This window comes from Microbacterium phyllosphaerae, from assembly GCF_017876435.1.
In the GTDB taxonomy this organism is placed as follows: domain Bacteria; phylum Actinomycetota; class Actinomycetes; order Actinomycetales; family Microbacteriaceae; genus Microbacterium; species Microbacterium phyllosphaerae.
Map to the genome: position 1 here is coordinate 2634276 of NZ_JAGIOA010000001.1, position 14503 is coordinate 2648778.

A 14503-nucleotide genomic window follows, 5' to 3' on the forward strand; every position below is an offset into this window, starting at 1 on the left:
GATCACCGGTGATGCGGTGGGCAGGGCGATCAACCGCCGAGCAGCGCCCGGATCGGATAGGTCTGGTCGTCGAGGATCGTCTGCGTCGCGCGTCCTGTCTCACGGTGGATCAGGATCGGCGCTCGCAGGTTGACGTGCACCCCGTCCGCCGACGGATTCGCCACGACGAACACATCGACCTCGGAGGAGTCGACGGCATCCACCTCTGCGAACACGTCCGCAGACACGACCGGGGCGTACCCCGGGTCGGCCGAGCGCGGATCCAGGACGAAGAGTCGGACATCGGCGTCGGTCGCCCGCAGCGCGTACAGCCCGTCGGCCCCGGTGATCGGTTCGAGGGCGAAGGCCCGGTACGGGCTGAGACCCAGCATCGGAGAGCGGAACTCGACGCGGATGCTCGTCGTCTCGGCGGTGGTGGTGCTCATCGCAGGAACTCCAGAAGGTTGGTCTGCAGCGATCGCGCGGTCACCTGCAGGGCTGATTGGAACACGAGCTCGGCGGACTGCAGCTTGACCAGGACCTCGAGACTGTCGACGTTCTCGACTTCGGCGCGACGCGCCTCGAGGTCGGTCGACGCCGACAGGTTCTGCGACGCGGCGCGCTCGAGCTGCGCCTGACGAGCACCGGTGGCTCCTCGGGCGGAGACGACGTCCTTCAGCCGAGCGTCGATGTCGTCGAGACGTCCGCCGACATCCGCTCCGCCACGGAGCTCCGCGGCGATGTCGTTCAGCAGCGCGAAAGCGCTGGTGGCACCCTGGCCGAACGCCTGCGCGCCGTCGAAGTCGACGCGCACGGTCTCGTTGTCACTGATGCGCCGACGCACTCCCTCACCCGGGATGCCGTTGAAGGCGAAGGTGCCGGAGTCGAACGCCGTGCCCGAATCGCTCGTGCCCGCGAACACGCTGCGCCCGAGCACGGTGGTGTTCGCCTGGGCGAGCAGCTCGGCGCTGATTGTCTCGAGCTCCTGCGCGATGGACTCGCGCGCGGTCGGGCTGAGCGCCCCGGAGTTCGCGCCCTGCACGGTGAGGTCGCGCGCTCGATTGAGAAGGTCGGTGCTGGCCCCGAGTGCCGTGTCGACCGTGGTCACCCAGGCCATCCCATCACTGAGGTTGCGGGCGAACTGCGCGACACGGGACTGATCGCCGTGCACGCCGAGTGTGGTCGCGGCCGCGGCCGGATCCTCGCTGGGTGTGCGGAAGGCACGCTGTGACGCGGCCTGGTTCTGCAGTCGCTCGCGATCGGCGAGGTTCGCCTGCAGAGTCCGCAGCGACTGCTGCGTCATCGTGTTGCTCGTGATGCGTCCGATCATGATGGCTCTCCCCAGAGTCAGCGGCCGACGAGGCCTGTGCGGTTGATCAGAAGGTCCAGCGCCTCATCCACGGCAGTGAGCACCCGCGCCGCGGCCTGGTAGGCGGTCTGGTAGGTGAGGAGGTTGATCGTCTCCTCGTCGCCGTCGACCGACGCGTTCGACTGCTGCGCGGTGACGGCCGCGACGGCGCCCATATCGGCGATGTCGGCACGCTGCCTGTCGCCGGCGACGGCGACGGCGAATCCGGTGACGAAACTCGACCAGGTCTTGCTCGGCCCCGTCGCCGACGATCCCAGCGTGCTGATGCGGTCGGCGATCGTGGTGTCCTTCGCGCCGGCACCCGGAGCAGCCAGCGCGAGGTCGTCGAGGCCCGTGGGCACGACGCCGAGCCCCAGAGCCGCGGGTCCTGCGCCGGCGACCGAGAAGAAGTCGCCTCCCGCGGCGCCCGACGACGTCACTCCGGTGCGATGCACGTCGTTCACCGCCGTGGCGAGAGCGGCGGCGGTCTCGTTGTATGCCGCTGCCACGCCTGCGAGAGTTCCGCCCTCCGACGCGGGAGCGAGAGAGCTGATCGTGCCGCCGATGATTCCTCCGGTGACCGACACGGCCAGGCCCGGTCGATCAGCCCAGGCGACACCGATGCGACCTCCGTCGGCGATGTCCTGGGGGCCGCTCGCGATGAGCGCACGACTGCTGTCGCCCGAGACGAGGGCGTTCCCGTCGACACGCAGAGTGAGCGTGCCGTCCGCCTCGACGCTCCCCTTCGCCCCGACTGCCGTCGAGAGCTGCTGCGCCAGGACGTTGCGCTGATCGATCAGCTCGTTCGCGTTCCGGCCCGACTGCAGAGCATCCCTGATCTGCCCGTTGAGCGTCGCCACCTGCCCGGCGACCGCGTTGACGTCGGCGATCTGACTGTCGACCTGACCGCGCAGGTCGCTCCACTGCCCCGCGATCGATTGGTACCCGGCCGCGATCTGGCCCACGAGCACGCTGGCGTTGGTGAGCACGACCTGCGCTGCTGCGGGATCCGGCGTGTTGGTCAGGTCCGACCACCCCGCCCAGAACCGATCGAGGTTGGCTGCGAGCCCGGCTTTGGTGGGTTCGGCGAGCACGTCCTCCGCCTGCCCGGCCGCCGTTGCACGAGCCACCCAGAAGCCGGACGTCGCGAGGGCATCGCGCACGCGGGCGTCGAGGATGTCGTCACCGAGCCGGGCGATGCCGGTCACCCCGACGCCACCGCCGATGCCGAGGCCCGACGGCCACAGCCCCGTCTGACCGGGTGCCGAGACCGACACCTGATCGACGCGCTGGCGGGTGTATCCGGGTGTCGCCTGATTGGCGATGTTCTGACCGGTGACGGTCATACCCGCCCGTGCGGCGGAGAGAGCGGACTCTGCGAGCCGGAGCCCTGCGAAGGAAGACATGGTCCCCTCACACCCGGGTGTCGAGAAGTCGGGCGTCGGCGCCGCGGACGACATCGCCCTGCGGGTCGTACTCGCCGGTGGGCACACCGAGTCCGGCGATGGTCTCCTGCGTCACCCGGATCGCCGTGCGCAGTCGCTGTTCGTTGACCTTCTTCATGTCGCCGATCTCGTCGGCGAGAGCCGTCATGGCGTCGAGGTGCCCCGAGAGGACCTCGCGCCAGGCATCGGTGGGCGCGGCGTCGATCAGATCGCGAAGGGTCGTCGCCTCGGGGACACCCCATTCGTCAGCGACGGAGATGACGAGCGTGTCGCGAGAGAGGGCGACCGTCGGCATCGCCGCCAGAACGCGCTCGATCTCGTTCGCCGCATGGTGGATCCAGCGGTTGCGTCCGGTCGCGAGCAGCATCTGCTGCTCGTCCAGCTTGAAGAGCAGCACCTCCAGCAGATCGCGCTCTCGCATCAGTTGCATGCTCAGGTCGTGAGCGGCCACGATTCGTCACCTCGTCATGTCACGGTTTCCGTGACGGGATCGCCCGTCACATCCACGACTATCGCGACAACGTGCGGACCAGTAACTCGGAGCGCATGGGGAGAACTCCCCATTGACAGATGTCAGGAGGTGGTGCTTGTGCGTCCGAGGGCCCCCAGGAGCAGAGCCTCAGCCGTCTCACCGGACGAGGTCTGCGCCGCTTCCTGGTTGGCATCGCTCACCGCGAGGACGATCTCTGCACGGTTGATGCGCTTGTCCCGCGGGGCGTCGATGCCGACACGAACCCCACTCGGGGTCACCGCCAGGATCGTCACGGTGATGTCATCACCGATCACGATGCTCTCATTGGCGCGTCTCGTGAGTACCAGCATGCGTCGTCTGCCTTCCATGGCGTGAGCGCTGTCGCGCCCTCTGCTCACAAACGTACCGCACTCGACTCGTAAATGAGCAGAATTGCACCTATACCGCAGCGCTGGGCAGAGCAGACTGCGTCATGCGGACGACCCCGACGACATCAGTCGCGAGACCGCCGGCCGCCGCCTCGTCGTAAGACAGCACGGGGAGCCCGCCGACCTGCGATGAGACCATCCGCCGCACCGCCTGCCGCAGCGACGGAGCGCACACGAGCACCGGCTCCGGTCCGATCTGATCGAGCTCGGCGACCGTGCGCCGCACGTTCTCGAGCACCTGCATGGTCGCCTCGGGCGTCAACACGATCTGCGGTTGCCCCTCGACCACACGCATCCCCTCGAGCATCTGCTGCTCGAGCATCGGCTCGAACATCACGACGCGGATCCGACCGTCCTCGGCGAACCGAGCGGCGATGGCCGGACCGAGCGCGGCTCGTGCCGCATCGATCAGCCCTGCCGTCTCGGTCGACGTCTTGCCGCGGAGGGCGAGGGCCTCGTAGATGCGGGCGAGATCGTTGATCGGCACCCGCTCGGCGAGCAGCCCGGCGAGGACGCGCTGGATGCCGGCGAGCGACAGCACGGCGGGTGTGAGCTCCTCGACCGTCGCGGGGCTCGACTGCTTGAGGTGCTCGGTCAGCTGACGGACGTCCTCGAGCGACAGCAGCCGGTCGGCCTGGCTCTGCACGATGTCGGAGAGATGCGTGATGATGACGCTGGCCCGATCGATCACCGTGGCACCGGCCATGTCGGCGGCGTGCGACATCTCGGCCGGAACCCACTTGCCCTCGAGCCCGAACACCGGGTCCACCACCGCGGTGCCGGGCAGCTGCTCGAGCCCGGTGCCGATCGCGAGCACATGGCCGCGCGGCACGGCTCCGCGCCCCGCCTCGACGCCGGCGATGAGAATCGAGTACGTCTGCGCCGGCAGGTCGATGTTGTCGCGGGTGCGCACCGGCGGCATCAGGATGCCGATGTCGAGGGCCAGTTTGCGACGGAGCGACTTCACCCGCGTGAGCAGGTCGCCCGCTCCCCCGGAGGCGAGGTCGACGATGTCGGGAGAGAGCGAGATCTCGAGGGCGTGCACACGCATCCGATCCATCAGCTCCTCGGGCCCCTCGGCCCCCGCCTCCTCGGCCTCCTGCTGCAGGGCGTCGGCCTCGAGTGCCGCATCGCGGTCCTCGTTGGCCTTGACCCGGGACGCCGCGAACAGGAGCACGCAGCCGATCACCAGGAACACCAGCAGCGGCATCCCGGGGATGAAGCCCATCGCGATCGCGGCGAGGCCGGTGATCACCAGTGCGTTGCGCGACTGCATGAGCTGTCGACCTGCCGCCTGCCCCATCTCGGTCTCGGCGTTCTCGCGCGTGACGATCATGCCCGTCGACACGGCCATGAGGAGTGCCGGGATCTGGGTGACGAGGCCGTCGCCGATGGTGAGGATGCTGTAGGTCTCCAGCGCATCCCCCACCTCCATGCCGTGCTGGACCATGCCGATGATGATGCCGCCGACGAAGTTGATGACGACGATCACGATCCCGGCGATCGCATCTCCCTTCACGAACTTCGACGCACCGTCCATCGCACCGTAGAAGTCGGCCTCCGCGGCGACCTCGGCGCGACGCCTGCGCGCCTCCGTGTCGGTGATGAGCCCGGCGTTCAGATCGGCGTCGATCGCCATCTGCTTGCCCGGCATGGCGTCGAGGGTGAAGCGGGCACCGACCTCGGCGACGCGCTCGGCGCCCTTGGTCACCACGACGAATTGAATGACGGTGAGGATGAGGAAGATCACGGCGCCGATGACGAGGGATCCGCTGATGGTGATCTGCCCGAACGCCTGGATCACCTGGCCCGCGTGGGCTTCGCTGAGCACCAGGCGGGTGGAGGCGACGTTGAGCCCGAGTCGGAACAGCGTCGCGACCAGGAGAAGGCTCGGGAACACCGAGAAGTCCAGCGGCTTCTTGACGAACATCGCCGTGAGCAGGATCAGCAGCGCGAACGAGATGTTCAGGACGATGAGCACATCGAGAAGCCCGGTCGGGATCGGCACGATGAGCAGGAGGATGATGCCGACGACGCCGACGGGTACCGCGCCCTTGGACAGGATCTGACCGATCATGGGTCTCGCCTTCTCGTTCTCTCTACTCGTTCGTCACTGTGCGGCGGCTCAGAGGCCGCGGTCTCGGGTGCTCGCGAAGGGCATGGTGTGGGTGCCGCGAGCCGTGCCACGCCGCTTCAGGAACTCGATGAAGGCGAGGACCTGCGCGACCGCGGTGTAGAGCTCCTCAGGGATCTCCCTGCCCAGCTCGCAGGCCGCGTGCAGCGCACGCGCCAGCGGGATGTCTCGGACCATCGGCACCCCGGCCTCCTCCGCCTTCTCGCGGATCTTCTGCGCCACGATTCCTGCGCCCTTGGCGACGACTCGCGGGGCCGATTTGCCCGGCTCGTATCGCAGCGCCACCGCCACGTGCGTGGGGTTCACCAGCACGACGTCGCTGTCGCCGACGGCGGCGATCATGCGGTTGCGGCTCATGGCGAGCTGGCGAGAACGACGCTGGGAGCGCACCAGCGGGTCGCCCTCGCTCTTCTTGTGCTCGTCCTTCGCCTCGTTCTTCGTCATGTGCGTGTGCTTGCGGTTGCGCCGCATCACCACCGCCACATCGATCGCCGCGAGGAGGATGCCGACGGCGACGGCCACCTGCAGCAGGGCGACGGCTCCCCCGGCGGCCTGCTCGAGCAGCCAGGTGATGTTGTGGCTGCCGCTCGCCATGAGCACCGGCACGAGACCGGACACGACGATCCACAGCGCGACACCGATCGCCGCCGTCTTGAGCAGGGCCTTCGCCCCCTCCCACAGGGCCTGTCGGCCGAACACCCTCTTGAGACCCGAGACGATGTTGAACTGCTCGGTGCGCATCGTCACACCCCGCAGATGGATGCCGCCCTGGGCGACCGCCGTCGCGGTCGTGGCGAGGAGGACGACCACGAGCATCGGCAGGAGGATGCCGCCGAGCGATGAGATCGCCGATCCGAGCACGTCGACGGCAGCACCGTCTGTGGGGTTCTTCGCGACCGGCGCGACCGCGAGGAAGAGCTCGGTGAGCACCTGTGTCCCGGATCCGATGGTCGGCACCATCATGACCCCGGCCGCCGCGATGCACACCCACGCGGTGAAGTCCTGGCTGCGGCCGATCTGCCCCTTCTTCCGGGCCTCCTTGAGGCGGCGCTCGGTCGCCTTCTCGGTGCGTTCCCCGCTGTCGCTCTCGCTCATCGGGTCACCCCCAGGAGCAGTCGCGCGGCGTCCTCGGCGATCACCGCGACCACGCTCGGAAGCGCCGCGTACACGAATCCGACGAGCAGCAGGGTGAGCCCGATCTTGATCGGGAAGCCCATCGCGAACGCGTTGAGCGCGGGTGCCACACGGCTGACGAGACCGAGCCCGACGTCGGCGAGGAACAGCACGATCAGCAGAGGACCCGCGATCTGCACTGCGCTCAGCATCATCTGCCCCGCAGCGCCCACGAGCGCCTCCGCCGGCTTGCTGAGATCGATCATGCCCGTGACGGGGACGGCGTCGAACGAGCGGAACAGCCCGCCCAGCACCAGCTGGTATCCGTCGGAGGCGAACAGCAGCATGATGGCCGTCATCTGGAAGAGTCTCGTGAACTGCGCACCGTTGATGGCCATCCCCGGGTCGAACGCCTGCGCCAGCTGGAAGCCGCCGAACGTGTCGACCAGGTGTCCGGCGCCCTGGATGGCGCTGAAGAGCACCATCACCAGAAATCCGAGCAGGGCTCCGGTCAGGGCCTGACCCGCCAGCGCGAGCATGAACGCTCCGGTGTCGAGGCGCTCGTAGCCGGCGGTGACCACGGGTGAGACCGCCAGAGCCAGCCCGACGCCCAGCATCGCCCTGACCCGCATCGGGATCGTGCCGTGGCTGAACGGCGGGGCGAGCACCAGGAAGGCCGTGATCCGCACGCACGCGAGCGAGGTGGCCTCGAGCCAGATGAAATCGATCGGGATGTTCATCAGCCGCCGTTCAGCAGCGAGGGGATCCGTGCGAACATCTCGTTCGTGAAGGCGATCAGCTCGGCGATCATCCACTGACCGCTGATCAGCAGCGCGATGCCCACGGCGACGAGCTTCGGCACGAACGAGATGGTCATCTCCTGCACCTGCGTGATCGACTGCAGCAGCGAGATCGCGAACCCGACCACGAGCGCCGTGATCAGCAGAGGCGCGCAGAGCTTCGCCCCGACGATGAGGGCCGCCTGGCCGATGTCGATGACCGCTTCCGGGCTCATCAGCCACCCCCGTTGTACGACTGGATCAGCGCGGTGATGACCATGCCCCAGCCGTCGATGAGCAGGAACAGGAGGATCTTGAACGGCAGCGAGATCATCACCGGCGGGAGCATCATCATTCCCATCGACATCAGTGCGCTGGCGACGACCAGATCGATGACGAGGAACGGCACGAAGATGATGAAACCGATCAGGAAGGCGGCGCGCAGCTCGCTGATCATGAAAGCCGGCACGAGCGTCTGCAGCGGGATCGCAGCAGGATCCGTGGGGTTCTCCATCTGCGCCGCCCGGTGCATCAGGGCGATGTCCTCTTCCCGCGTGTAGTTGAGCATCCACTGCCGCAGAGGCTCCTGGGCGAGTTCGAAGGCCCGCCCGAAGTCGATCTGGCCCGCGCTGAAAGGGGCGACGGCGACCGCGTTGATGTCGGTGAGCACCGGCCACATGATGAACAGCGTCAGGAACAGGCTGAGACCTGCCAGCACCTGGTTCGGCGGGATCGACGGCAGTGAGAGCGCGTTGCGGGTGAGGGCCAGCACCACGAAGATCTTGGTGAAGCTCGACATCATCAGCAGCAGGGCGGGGGCGACGCTGAGCACCGTGATCCCCAGCAGCGTCATGATGCTGTCGGACGGCGTGCCGTTGATGCCGTTGATGGTGACGCCGTCGCCGTCGCCGGTCTCGCTCGGCACCAGCGCCGACACCGACGCGGCATGGGCGCCCGTCGCACCGACCAGGACGAGGACGGCCGCGATGCCGAGAGCGGCGGCGAGGAGGATCCACACACGCCGCGACGGAGACGTCACTCGCGCAGGCGGCGAGGCGGCGGATGCGGGCACGGCGGCACTCCGAAGTTGGGTGACGTGGCCGATCCGTAGCCAGAGGGGCGAGCTATCCGTGCTCGCAGTCGACTATCGCGACAGGAGGGCGCAGGCGTAACCGGGAGCGCTCGAGTCTCCGAGCAGGTCAGGCCACGGACTTGAGTGCGCGATCCACGATGTCGTTCGACTGGTCGTCGTCGAGCGGAGACACGTCGGTCGTCGACTCCTCCTCGACAGGCGGGGCCTCCTGGGTGTCGACCACGTTGATGCCGTGCTCGGTGACTCCGAGGACGTAGCGGATGCCGCCGAACTCGGCCACCACGAGCTGAGCCTTGCCACCGATGCCCGACCGGGCGACGACCGTGATCTTCTCCGGGCGCACTCGCGGGGTTGCGGCCGGGCGCGTGGGCCTGAGCTCCGTCAGCTTGGCGAGCTTCGGCATCAGACCCGCCAGCGGGCTCACGCCCTTCGCCTGCGATTTCTGGAGGCGGCGACTGAGGAAGAGCAGCAGACCGAGCACCGCTCCCAATGCGACGATCGCACGCAGCGCGACGAGGATGTCGTCCATGGGTCAGACGGCCTCTGCGCCGTCGAGGATGCGCTCGACCCGGATCGCGAAATCGCCCTCGGCGACGACGACGGTGCCGTGCCCGATCAGCCGACCGTTGAGCTTGATGTCGGCGGGCGAGCCTGCGGCACGGTCGAGTTCGACGACCCGGCCGGGCTCCAGCGAGAGCACGTCGCGCACCGGCATCCGCGTGCGTCCGATCTCGACGACCAGCTCCATCTCGACACCGGCGATACGGCTCAGGCGCTGTGGGCCGGTGGAGGCAGCGGCCCTCGAGCCGTCGATGCGCACGGCGGCTCGCGCGACGACGCTCCCCGCCGCGTCGACCATGTCGAACACCTGGGTGCCGGCGTCGGTGAAGACCTCCACGGCATCCACCTGCTCGCCGTCGCCGAGGGCACCTCCACCGAGAACGGCGACCGCCGCCTCGAAGATCGGATGCAGTCGATCGGCCAGAGGCGCGTCCTTCGAGCCGTCCTCGAGCTGCGACGGATCGACCACCTGGATCGCGAGACGCGCACCGGGGCTGCCCGTGAAGGTGACCGCGACAGCCTGCCCTGATGCTCCGGGGTCTGTCGACGGCGTCGGGATCACGGGGTAGCCGAACGGCAGCTTGCCGGCGATCGCCGCGGCGATGGCGGTCTCGTGGAAGGTGCTCATCAGTGGGTCTCCTCAGGGGTGGTCGTGATCTTGCAGGTGAGGCGCGAGCCCCTGCTGCCGGGTGTCGCGAGGGCGATCCTGGTGCCCCCGGCCACGAGTTCGTACGGTCTGGTCTCGGGGTGCGGCAGACGCAGCAGATCACCGGGGGCGAGATCGAGGATCTCGCCGGCGCCGATCGTGATCGGAGCGAGGCGCAGCGTGATCTCCAGGGGTGTGCTGCGCAGCTGCTCCAGCGTCTGCTCGGCCGTATGGGCGGCGCTCGCATCCGAACCCGTCGCCGCCAGCCGGTCGACGACCGCGGATGCGGGGAGCATCACCGTCGCCGTCGTCTCCGAGTCGCCGAGCCGCATCGTGTGTCGCGCGACGATGACGGCAGCGGTCGCTGCGATCACCTGCATGTACTGAGGGTTGTAGTGCACCGCGCTGAACCGCGGCGCCCCCGGAAGCAGCGCATCGAGACTCGCGTGCAGGTGCTCGAACGTGCCCTCCATCAGGTTGCGGACCAGAGCCAGCTCGATGGGGGTGAACGTGCGCGCCTCGGGCAGCGATGTGCTCCGCCCACCCATCATCTGCACGACCCACAGCAGGGCTGTGTCGAGACCGAACTGCACGACGCAGGGCTCGTCGCGGTCGGCGAACGCGCCGGCCACCATCGCGGTGGTCCCGGGGAGCGTCTCGGAGTACTCCTCGTACGACACGAGGTCGACCGATTCGAGCGCCAGATGGGCACGCACCCGGATCTTGTCGGTGAGCTGCGACGACCACAGCCGCGCGAACGACTCGAAGGCCGCCTCCAGGTGCCGCGTGCTCTCCCGACCGAGCTGGGCGGGGCGACCGAAGTCATAGGCAGGGTGACGAGCGGTGTCCTCGAGCACGGCGCCTGTGGTCATGGGGGTCTCCTCGACGGTGATGGTCATGTGCTCAGCCCTTCGCCGCAGCCGCGAGAGCCGGGATCAGTGCTCGCACCTGCTCTTCCTCGTCGGACTCGACGACGATGTCGACGCGTCTGTTGCTGGCGAGCGCCTGCGGGGTGTCGCCCTGAGCGAGCGGGCGTGTGTCCGAGAAGGCGGTCGCCTTCACCCGTGGTCCGCCGACGCCCTCGTGCTCCACGAGGAACCGGGCCACCTGCGTGGCGCGTCCTCCCGAGAGCTCCCAGTTGGTCGGGAACGGAGCAGCGGAGACACGGTGGTCGGCGTGGCCTTCGACGCTGACCTGATTGTCGACCGTGACGAGCACGTCGCCGATCGTGTTGAGCACGGCATTCGCCTTCGCCGACAGGGCTGTGCTGTTGTCGGCGAAGAAGGTCTCGGCGCCGACGAGTCCGACCTGGAGCCCGCGGTCGTCGATCACGAACTCGACGGTTCCCTGCAGCCCCTGCGCCGCCAGGGCGGAGCTCATGCGATCACGCAGCTCCTCGAGCGACTCCAGCTCGGCCTCGGCTCGGGCGGACAGATCGACCACGCCGTCATCGTCCTGCAGTTCGGGCGGCACGATCAGCCCCTCTGCGGTGTCCGCCCCTCCTTCGGTGCTCTCCTGACCGAATCCGGTCGCGAGGCTGTTGGCGAGCAGCTCGAACTTCGTCTTGTCGACGTTCGACACGGCGAACAGCACGATGAACAGGCACATCAGGACAGTGACCATGTCGGCGTAGGACACGGCCCATCGCTCGTCCGGCTCGTCGTGCGAGTCGTCCTCGTGTCCTCTGCCGCGCGCGCGTCGAGCCGGGCTCACAGGATGTCCTCCACGGACGACTCCTGCTCACGCGTCTTCTTCGCCGCCTTGGGCTTCACGCTCGACAGAGCTTCGAGGCGCTCCTGCAGCAGATGCGGGGCGCTGCCCGCCTGGATGGCGAGCATTCCTTCGGAGACGAGGGTCATGCGCTCGAGCTCGACCGCCCCGATGCGGTTGAGACGACCGGCGATCGGGTTCCAGATGAAGTTGGCCGACAGCAGACCCCACAGCGTCGCGACGAAGGCCGCCGCGATCATCGGGCCGAGGTGATCGGGTTCGTCGAGCTTCTCGAGCACGTGAGTGAGGGAGACCACCGTTCCGACGATTCCGATGGTCGGCGCGTAGCCGCCGAGAGACCCGAAGAACTTCGAGGCGACGCGATTGCGCGACGAGGTCGCCGCGATCTCGTCATCCATCACCATCTGCAGATCCTCGGCATCGGTGCCGTCCGCGAGCGCCTGGAGGGCCTGTCTCGTGAACGCGTCGGGAGCACCGTCGAGCTCCTGCTCGAGAGCGAGCAGCCCCTCGCCGCGCGCCTTCTCGGCATAGCCGACGAGGAACGGGATCACGGCCTCCGGGGTCATCTTCGGACCGCGGACCATGCGGCCGAGACTCTTGACCGCGAGGATGGTGTCGCGCATCGTGTGGCTGGCGATGCCGACACCGATGGTCGAGCCGAGCACGAGGATCATCGGGGCGGGGATGAGCAGCGCCTCGAAGCTCGCGCCCTCCATCGTGATCATGGCGACGAGGGCGCCGAACGCCAGGATGACGCCGATGATGAATGCGGGATCCACGGTCACATCCCCGTCTGCGGGGTCAGTGCGTGGGCTGCGCCGAGCACGCGTGCGCGGTACGCGACGATCAGGTCGATCACCGAGTCGAGCGTCTCCTCGACCACGTGGACCTTGCCGTCGACCATGTGCAGAGTCGTGTCGGGCGATGCGAGGATGCGTTCGATCAGGTCGGGGTTCACCGCGAACCGGGTGCGGTCGAGGCGGGTGACGATGATCATCGCGGGGTCTCCGGGATCGGACGAGAGGGGGAAGTCTGCCCCCACTATCGCGACGCGGCCCGCCCCCGGTAACCAGGGACGGGCCGCGTGCACAGCGGGAGGCGCGCGAACGCGTCGAGTCGATCAGCGCTTCAGCTGCGTGAGCTCCTGGAGCACCTCGTCGCTGGTCGTGATGATGCGCGCGTTCGCCTGGAAGCCGCGCTGGGCCACGATCAGGTTCGTGAACTCCTGCGAGAGGTCGACGTTGCTCATCTCGAGCGCACCGGAGACGAGATCGCCGAAGCCCGCCTGGCCCGGCTCGCCCATGCGAGCCGCACCCGAGTTCACCGAGACCCGGTATGCCGTGCCACCGGCCTTCTCGAGACCCTCGGGGTTCGCGAAGGTCGCCATCGCGATCTTGCCGAGCGTCTGCGTGGCGCCGTTGCTGAACGTGCCGACGATCGACCCGTCGCCGGTGATGCTGTACGACTTGAGCGACCCCGCAGCCGAACCGTTCTGTCCCGACACCGCGACGGTCGACATGTTCGCGTACCCGGTGACCGCGCCGAGGTCGACGCTCACGGCGCCCGCCGTCAGGGTGAGCCCCGCGCCCGCCTGCTTGCCGTCGGTGAACGTCAGCGAACCGGTCGCTCCGCTCACCGGCTCCGTGACGTCCCAGCCCGTCGCCGTCTTCGTGAAGGTCAGGCTCAGCGTCGACGGGGTGCCCTGCGCGTCGTAGACCGTCACATCGCGGACGAGCTCGTCACCGTCGGCCGCGGTGGAGGGGAGGTTTCCGGTGACCGTGGCACCGGTCGTCGCCTTGGCCGGCGAGACCGCGTCGAGCGGGAGCACGATGTTGCCGGTCGCCTGACCCGTGTTGACGACGCCGTTCTGCGCCGACCATCCCTGCACGACCGCACCGTCGGCGGTGACCATCTTGCCGGTGGGGTCGAACGAGAAGCCGCCCGCCCGCGTGTACAGCGTCTCCCCGCCCGAGCGAACCGCGAAGAAGCCGTCACCCGAGATCATCAGGTCTCCCCCGCGCCCTGTGGCCTGAGCCGATCCCTGCGCGAAGTTCGTGCGCACGCCCGCGACCTGCACGCCGAGGCCGACCTGCGCGGGGTTGCGACCGCCGACCTCGTCGTCGGGGATGCCGGGGTTGCCGATGAGCTGCGACAGCGAATCCTGGAACAGCACCGACGAGCCCTTGAACCCGGCCGTGTTGACGTTCGCGATGTTGTTGCCCGTGACATCGAGCATCGTCTGGTGCGAGCGGAGTCCGGAGATCCCGGAGTAGAGCGAGCGAAGCATGTGTTTCTCTCTTCCTGTGTGAGACGGGGGTCAGGCTGCGGCCGGGGTCGGCGACGCAGGGGTGGTCGGGGAGGCGACGCCGGTGATGGCATCCAGGGCGATGGTCTTGTCGCCGATCGTCACCTGAGGGATGGGACCGTCGAACGACACCTTGGTGACGACGCCCGAGACCGCCTTGCCATCGGCGTCCTTGTAGCTCGCCTCCTGGCCGATGAGGGCGCTCGCCGCCTGGCGCATGTTCAGCGCGAAGGCCTCGGCACCGTTGTCCGCGAGCGTCGTGAGCTGCTCCATCATGGCGAGCTGGGTCGTCTGCGAGATCATCTCGTTCGTGTCCATCGGGCTGGACGGGTCCTGATGGGTCAGCTGCGTGACCAGGAGCTTGAGGAAGACCTCGCCGTCCAGCACCTGCTTACGTGCGGCGGGGTCGGTCGTTCCTCCGGTGTGGATCGAGCTCGGGGCGCTCACGGCGTCGACGGTCATGTGGTCT

18 protein-coding genes are annotated in these 14503 nt (G+C 68.3%); all 18 read right to left on the bottom strand.

Features of this window, described 5'->3' with window-relative positions; translation table 11 throughout:
- Nucleotides 1-29: 29 nt before the first annotated feature.
- The 18 genes from JOF42_RS12350 to JOF42_RS12435 all read right to left on the bottom strand — a co-directional run bounded on the left by JOF42_RS12350 (nucleotide 30) and on the right by JOF42_RS12435 (nucleotide 14496).
- Nucleotides 30-425 (bottom strand): flagellar assembly protein FliW, encoded by a 396-nt coding sequence (locus JOF42_RS12350; protein WP_210098115.1) that lies wholly within the window; start codon nucleotides 423-425, stop codon nucleotides 30-32.
- On the bottom strand, nucleotides 422-1309 hold the full coding sequence (gene flgL / locus JOF42_RS12355; RefSeq protein ID WP_210098116.1) for a flagellar hook-associated protein FlgL: 888 nt from the start codon (nucleotides 1307-1309) through the stop codon (nucleotides 422-424). Before flgL ends, JOF42_RS12350 begins: the two co-directional genes overlap by 4 nt.
- A gap of 17 nt (nucleotides 1310-1326) precedes the next feature.
- A complete protein-coding gene (gene flgK / locus JOF42_RS12360) occupies nucleotides 1327-2733 on the bottom strand; it encodes a flagellar hook-associated protein FlgK (protein ID WP_210098117.1) in 1407 nt (468 codons plus the stop codon).
- 7 nt (nucleotides 2734-2740) lie between these two features.
- Nucleotides 2741-3202 (bottom strand): flagellar export chaperone FlgN, encoded by a 462-nt coding sequence (gene flgN / locus JOF42_RS12365; protein ID WP_259162952.1) that lies wholly within the window; start codon nucleotides 3200-3202, stop codon nucleotides 2741-2743.
- A 143-nt stretch (nucleotides 3203-3345) separates the two neighbouring features.
- Nucleotides 3346-3612: a carbon storage regulator CsrA gene (gene csrA, locus JOF42_RS12370; protein ID WP_307803600.1), complete on the bottom strand. Its 267-nt coding sequence runs from the start codon at nucleotides 3610-3612 to the stop codon at nucleotides 3346-3348.
- Nucleotides 3613-3682: 70 nt separating this feature from the next.
- Nucleotides 3683-5749 carry a flagellar biosynthesis protein FlhA gene (locus JOF42_RS12375; RefSeq protein ID WP_210098120.1) on the bottom strand — a complete coding sequence of 689 codons (2067 nt, stop codon included), beginning with the start codon at nucleotides 5747-5749 and terminating at the stop codon, nucleotides 3683-3685.
- 48 nt (nucleotides 5750-5797) lie between these two features.
- A complete protein-coding gene (locus JOF42_RS12380) occupies nucleotides 5798-6901 on the bottom strand; it encodes an EscU/YscU/HrcU family type III secretion system export apparatus switch protein (protein ID WP_210098121.1) in 1104 nt (367 codons plus the stop codon).
- Nucleotides 6898-7659: a flagellar biosynthetic protein FliR gene (locus JOF42_RS12385; protein ID WP_210098122.1), complete on the bottom strand. Its 762-nt coding sequence runs from the start codon at nucleotides 7657-7659 to the stop codon at nucleotides 6898-6900. The genes JOF42_RS12380 and JOF42_RS12385 overlap by 4 nt, the downstream gene beginning before the upstream one ends.
- Nucleotides 7659-7934, bottom strand: coding sequence for a flagellar biosynthesis protein FliQ (gene fliQ, locus JOF42_RS12390; RefSeq protein ID WP_210098123.1), 276 nt, complete (start codon nucleotides 7932-7934; stop codon nucleotides 7659-7661). Before fliQ ends, JOF42_RS12385 begins: the two co-directional genes overlap by 1 nt.
- Nucleotides 7934-8770: a flagellar type III secretion system pore protein FliP gene (gene fliP / locus JOF42_RS12395; protein ID WP_372443555.1), complete on the bottom strand. Its 837-nt coding sequence runs from the start codon at nucleotides 8768-8770 to the stop codon at nucleotides 7934-7936. The genes fliQ and fliP overlap by 1 nt, the downstream gene beginning before the upstream one ends.
- Nucleotides 8771-8897: 127 nt before the next feature.
- A complete protein-coding gene (locus tag JOF42_RS12400; protein WP_245340798.1) occupies nucleotides 8898-9320 on the bottom strand; it encodes a flagellar biosynthetic protein FliO in 423 nt (140 codons plus the stop codon).
- Nucleotides 9321-9323: 3 nt separating this feature from the next.
- Nucleotides 9324-9980, bottom strand: coding sequence for a FliM/FliN family flagellar motor switch protein (locus JOF42_RS12405; RefSeq protein ID WP_210098124.1), 657 nt, complete (start codon nucleotides 9978-9980; stop codon nucleotides 9324-9326).
- The gene (locus tag JOF42_RS12410; protein ID WP_210098125.1) at nucleotides 9980-10897 is read right to left on the bottom strand and encodes a flagellar motor switch protein FliM; all 918 of its coding nucleotides are present in this window, start codon (nucleotides 10895-10897) and stop codon (nucleotides 9980-9982) included. Before JOF42_RS12410 ends, JOF42_RS12405 begins: the two co-directional genes overlap by 1 nt.
- A gap of 4 nt (nucleotides 10898-10901) precedes the next feature.
- Complete coding sequence (locus JOF42_RS12415) at nucleotides 10902-11711, bottom strand: OmpA/MotB family protein (RefSeq protein WP_210098126.1); 810 nt, start codon at nucleotides 11709-11711, stop codon at nucleotides 10902-10904.
- Nucleotides 11708-12508, bottom strand: a complete 801-nt coding sequence (locus JOF42_RS12420) for a motility protein A (protein ID WP_210098127.1) — start codon at nucleotides 12506-12508, stop codon at nucleotides 11708-11710. The genes JOF42_RS12415 and JOF42_RS12420 overlap by 4 nt, the downstream gene beginning before the upstream one ends.
- A 2-nt stretch (nucleotides 12509-12510) precedes the next feature.
- Nucleotides 12511-12726 (bottom strand): flagellar FlbD family protein, encoded by a 216-nt coding sequence (locus JOF42_RS12425; RefSeq protein WP_210098128.1) that lies wholly within the window; start codon nucleotides 12724-12726, stop codon nucleotides 12511-12513.
- A gap of 123 nt (nucleotides 12727-12849) precedes the next feature.
- Nucleotides 12850-14016, bottom strand: coding sequence for a flagellar hook protein FlgE (locus JOF42_RS12430; protein WP_210098129.1), 1167 nt, complete (start codon nucleotides 14014-14016; stop codon nucleotides 12850-12852).
- A gap of 30 nt (nucleotides 14017-14046) precedes the next feature.
- Nucleotides 14047-14496 (bottom strand): flagellar hook capping FlgD N-terminal domain-containing protein, encoded by a 450-nt coding sequence (locus tag JOF42_RS12435; RefSeq protein WP_210098130.1) that lies wholly within the window; start codon nucleotides 14494-14496, stop codon nucleotides 14047-14049.
- Between the last annotated feature and the right edge of the window lie 7 nt (nucleotides 14497-14503).

What these genes read in the sequence shown, in the direction of transcription:
- JOF42_RS12435 (WP_210098130.1), bottom strand. Translation starts at nt 14,496, where the DNA reads ATGACCGTCGACGCCGTGAGCGCCCCGAGCTCGATCCACACCGGAGGA.
- JOF42_RS12405 (WP_210098124.1), bottom strand. Translation starts at nt 9,980, where the DNA reads ATGAGCACCTTCCACGAGACCGCCATCGCCGCGGCGATCGCCGGCAAG.
- JOF42_RS12350 (WP_210098115.1), bottom strand. Translation starts at nt 425, where the DNA reads ATGAGCACCACCACCGCCGAGACGACGAGCATCCGCGTCGAGTTCCGC.
- JOF42_RS12430 (WP_210098129.1), bottom strand. Translation starts at nt 14,016, where the DNA reads ATGCTTCGCTCGCTCTACTCCGGGATCTCCGGACTCCGCTCGCACCAG.
- fliQ (WP_210098123.1), bottom strand. Translation starts at nt 7,934, where the DNA reads ATGAGCCCGGAAGCGGTCATCGACATCGGCCAGGCGGCCCTCATCGTC.
- JOF42_RS12410 (WP_210098125.1), bottom strand. Translation starts at nt 10,897, where the DNA reads ATGACCATCACCGTCGAGGAGACCCCCATGACCACAGGCGCCGTGCTC.
- JOF42_RS12375 (WP_210098120.1), bottom strand. Translation starts at nt 5,749, where the DNA reads ATGATCGGTCAGATCCTGTCCAAGGGCGCGGTACCCGTCGGCGTCGTC.
- flgK (WP_210098117.1), bottom strand. Translation starts at nt 2,733, where the DNA reads ATGTCTTCCTTCGCAGGGCTCCGGCTCGCAGAGTCCGCTCTCTCCGCC.
- csrA (WP_307803600.1), bottom strand. Translation starts at nt 3,612, where the DNA reads ATGGAAGGCAGACGACGCATGCTGGTACTCACGAGACGCGCCAATGAG.
- JOF42_RS12380 (WP_210098121.1), bottom strand. Translation starts at nt 6,901, where the DNA reads ATGAGCGAGAGCGACAGCGGGGAACGCACCGAGAAGGCGACCGAGCGC.
- JOF42_RS12385 (WP_210098122.1), bottom strand. Translation starts at nt 7,659, where the DNA reads ATGAACATCCCGATCGATTTCATCTGGCTCGAGGCCACCTCGCTCGCG.
- JOF42_RS12425 (WP_210098128.1), bottom strand. Translation starts at nt 12,726, where the DNA reads ATGATCATCGTCACCCGCCTCGACCGCACCCGGTTCGCGGTGAACCCC.
- flgL (WP_210098116.1), bottom strand. Translation starts at nt 1,309, where the DNA reads ATGATCGGACGCATCACGAGCAACACGATGACGCAGCAGTCGCTGCGG.
- flgN (WP_259162952.1), bottom strand. Translation starts at nt 3,202, where the DNA reads ATGCAACTGATGCGAGAGCGCGATCTGCTGGAGGTGCTGCTCTTCAAG.
- JOF42_RS12400 (WP_245340798.1), bottom strand. Translation starts at nt 9,320, where the DNA reads ATGGACGACATCCTCGTCGCGCTGCGTGCGATCGTCGCATTGGGAGCG.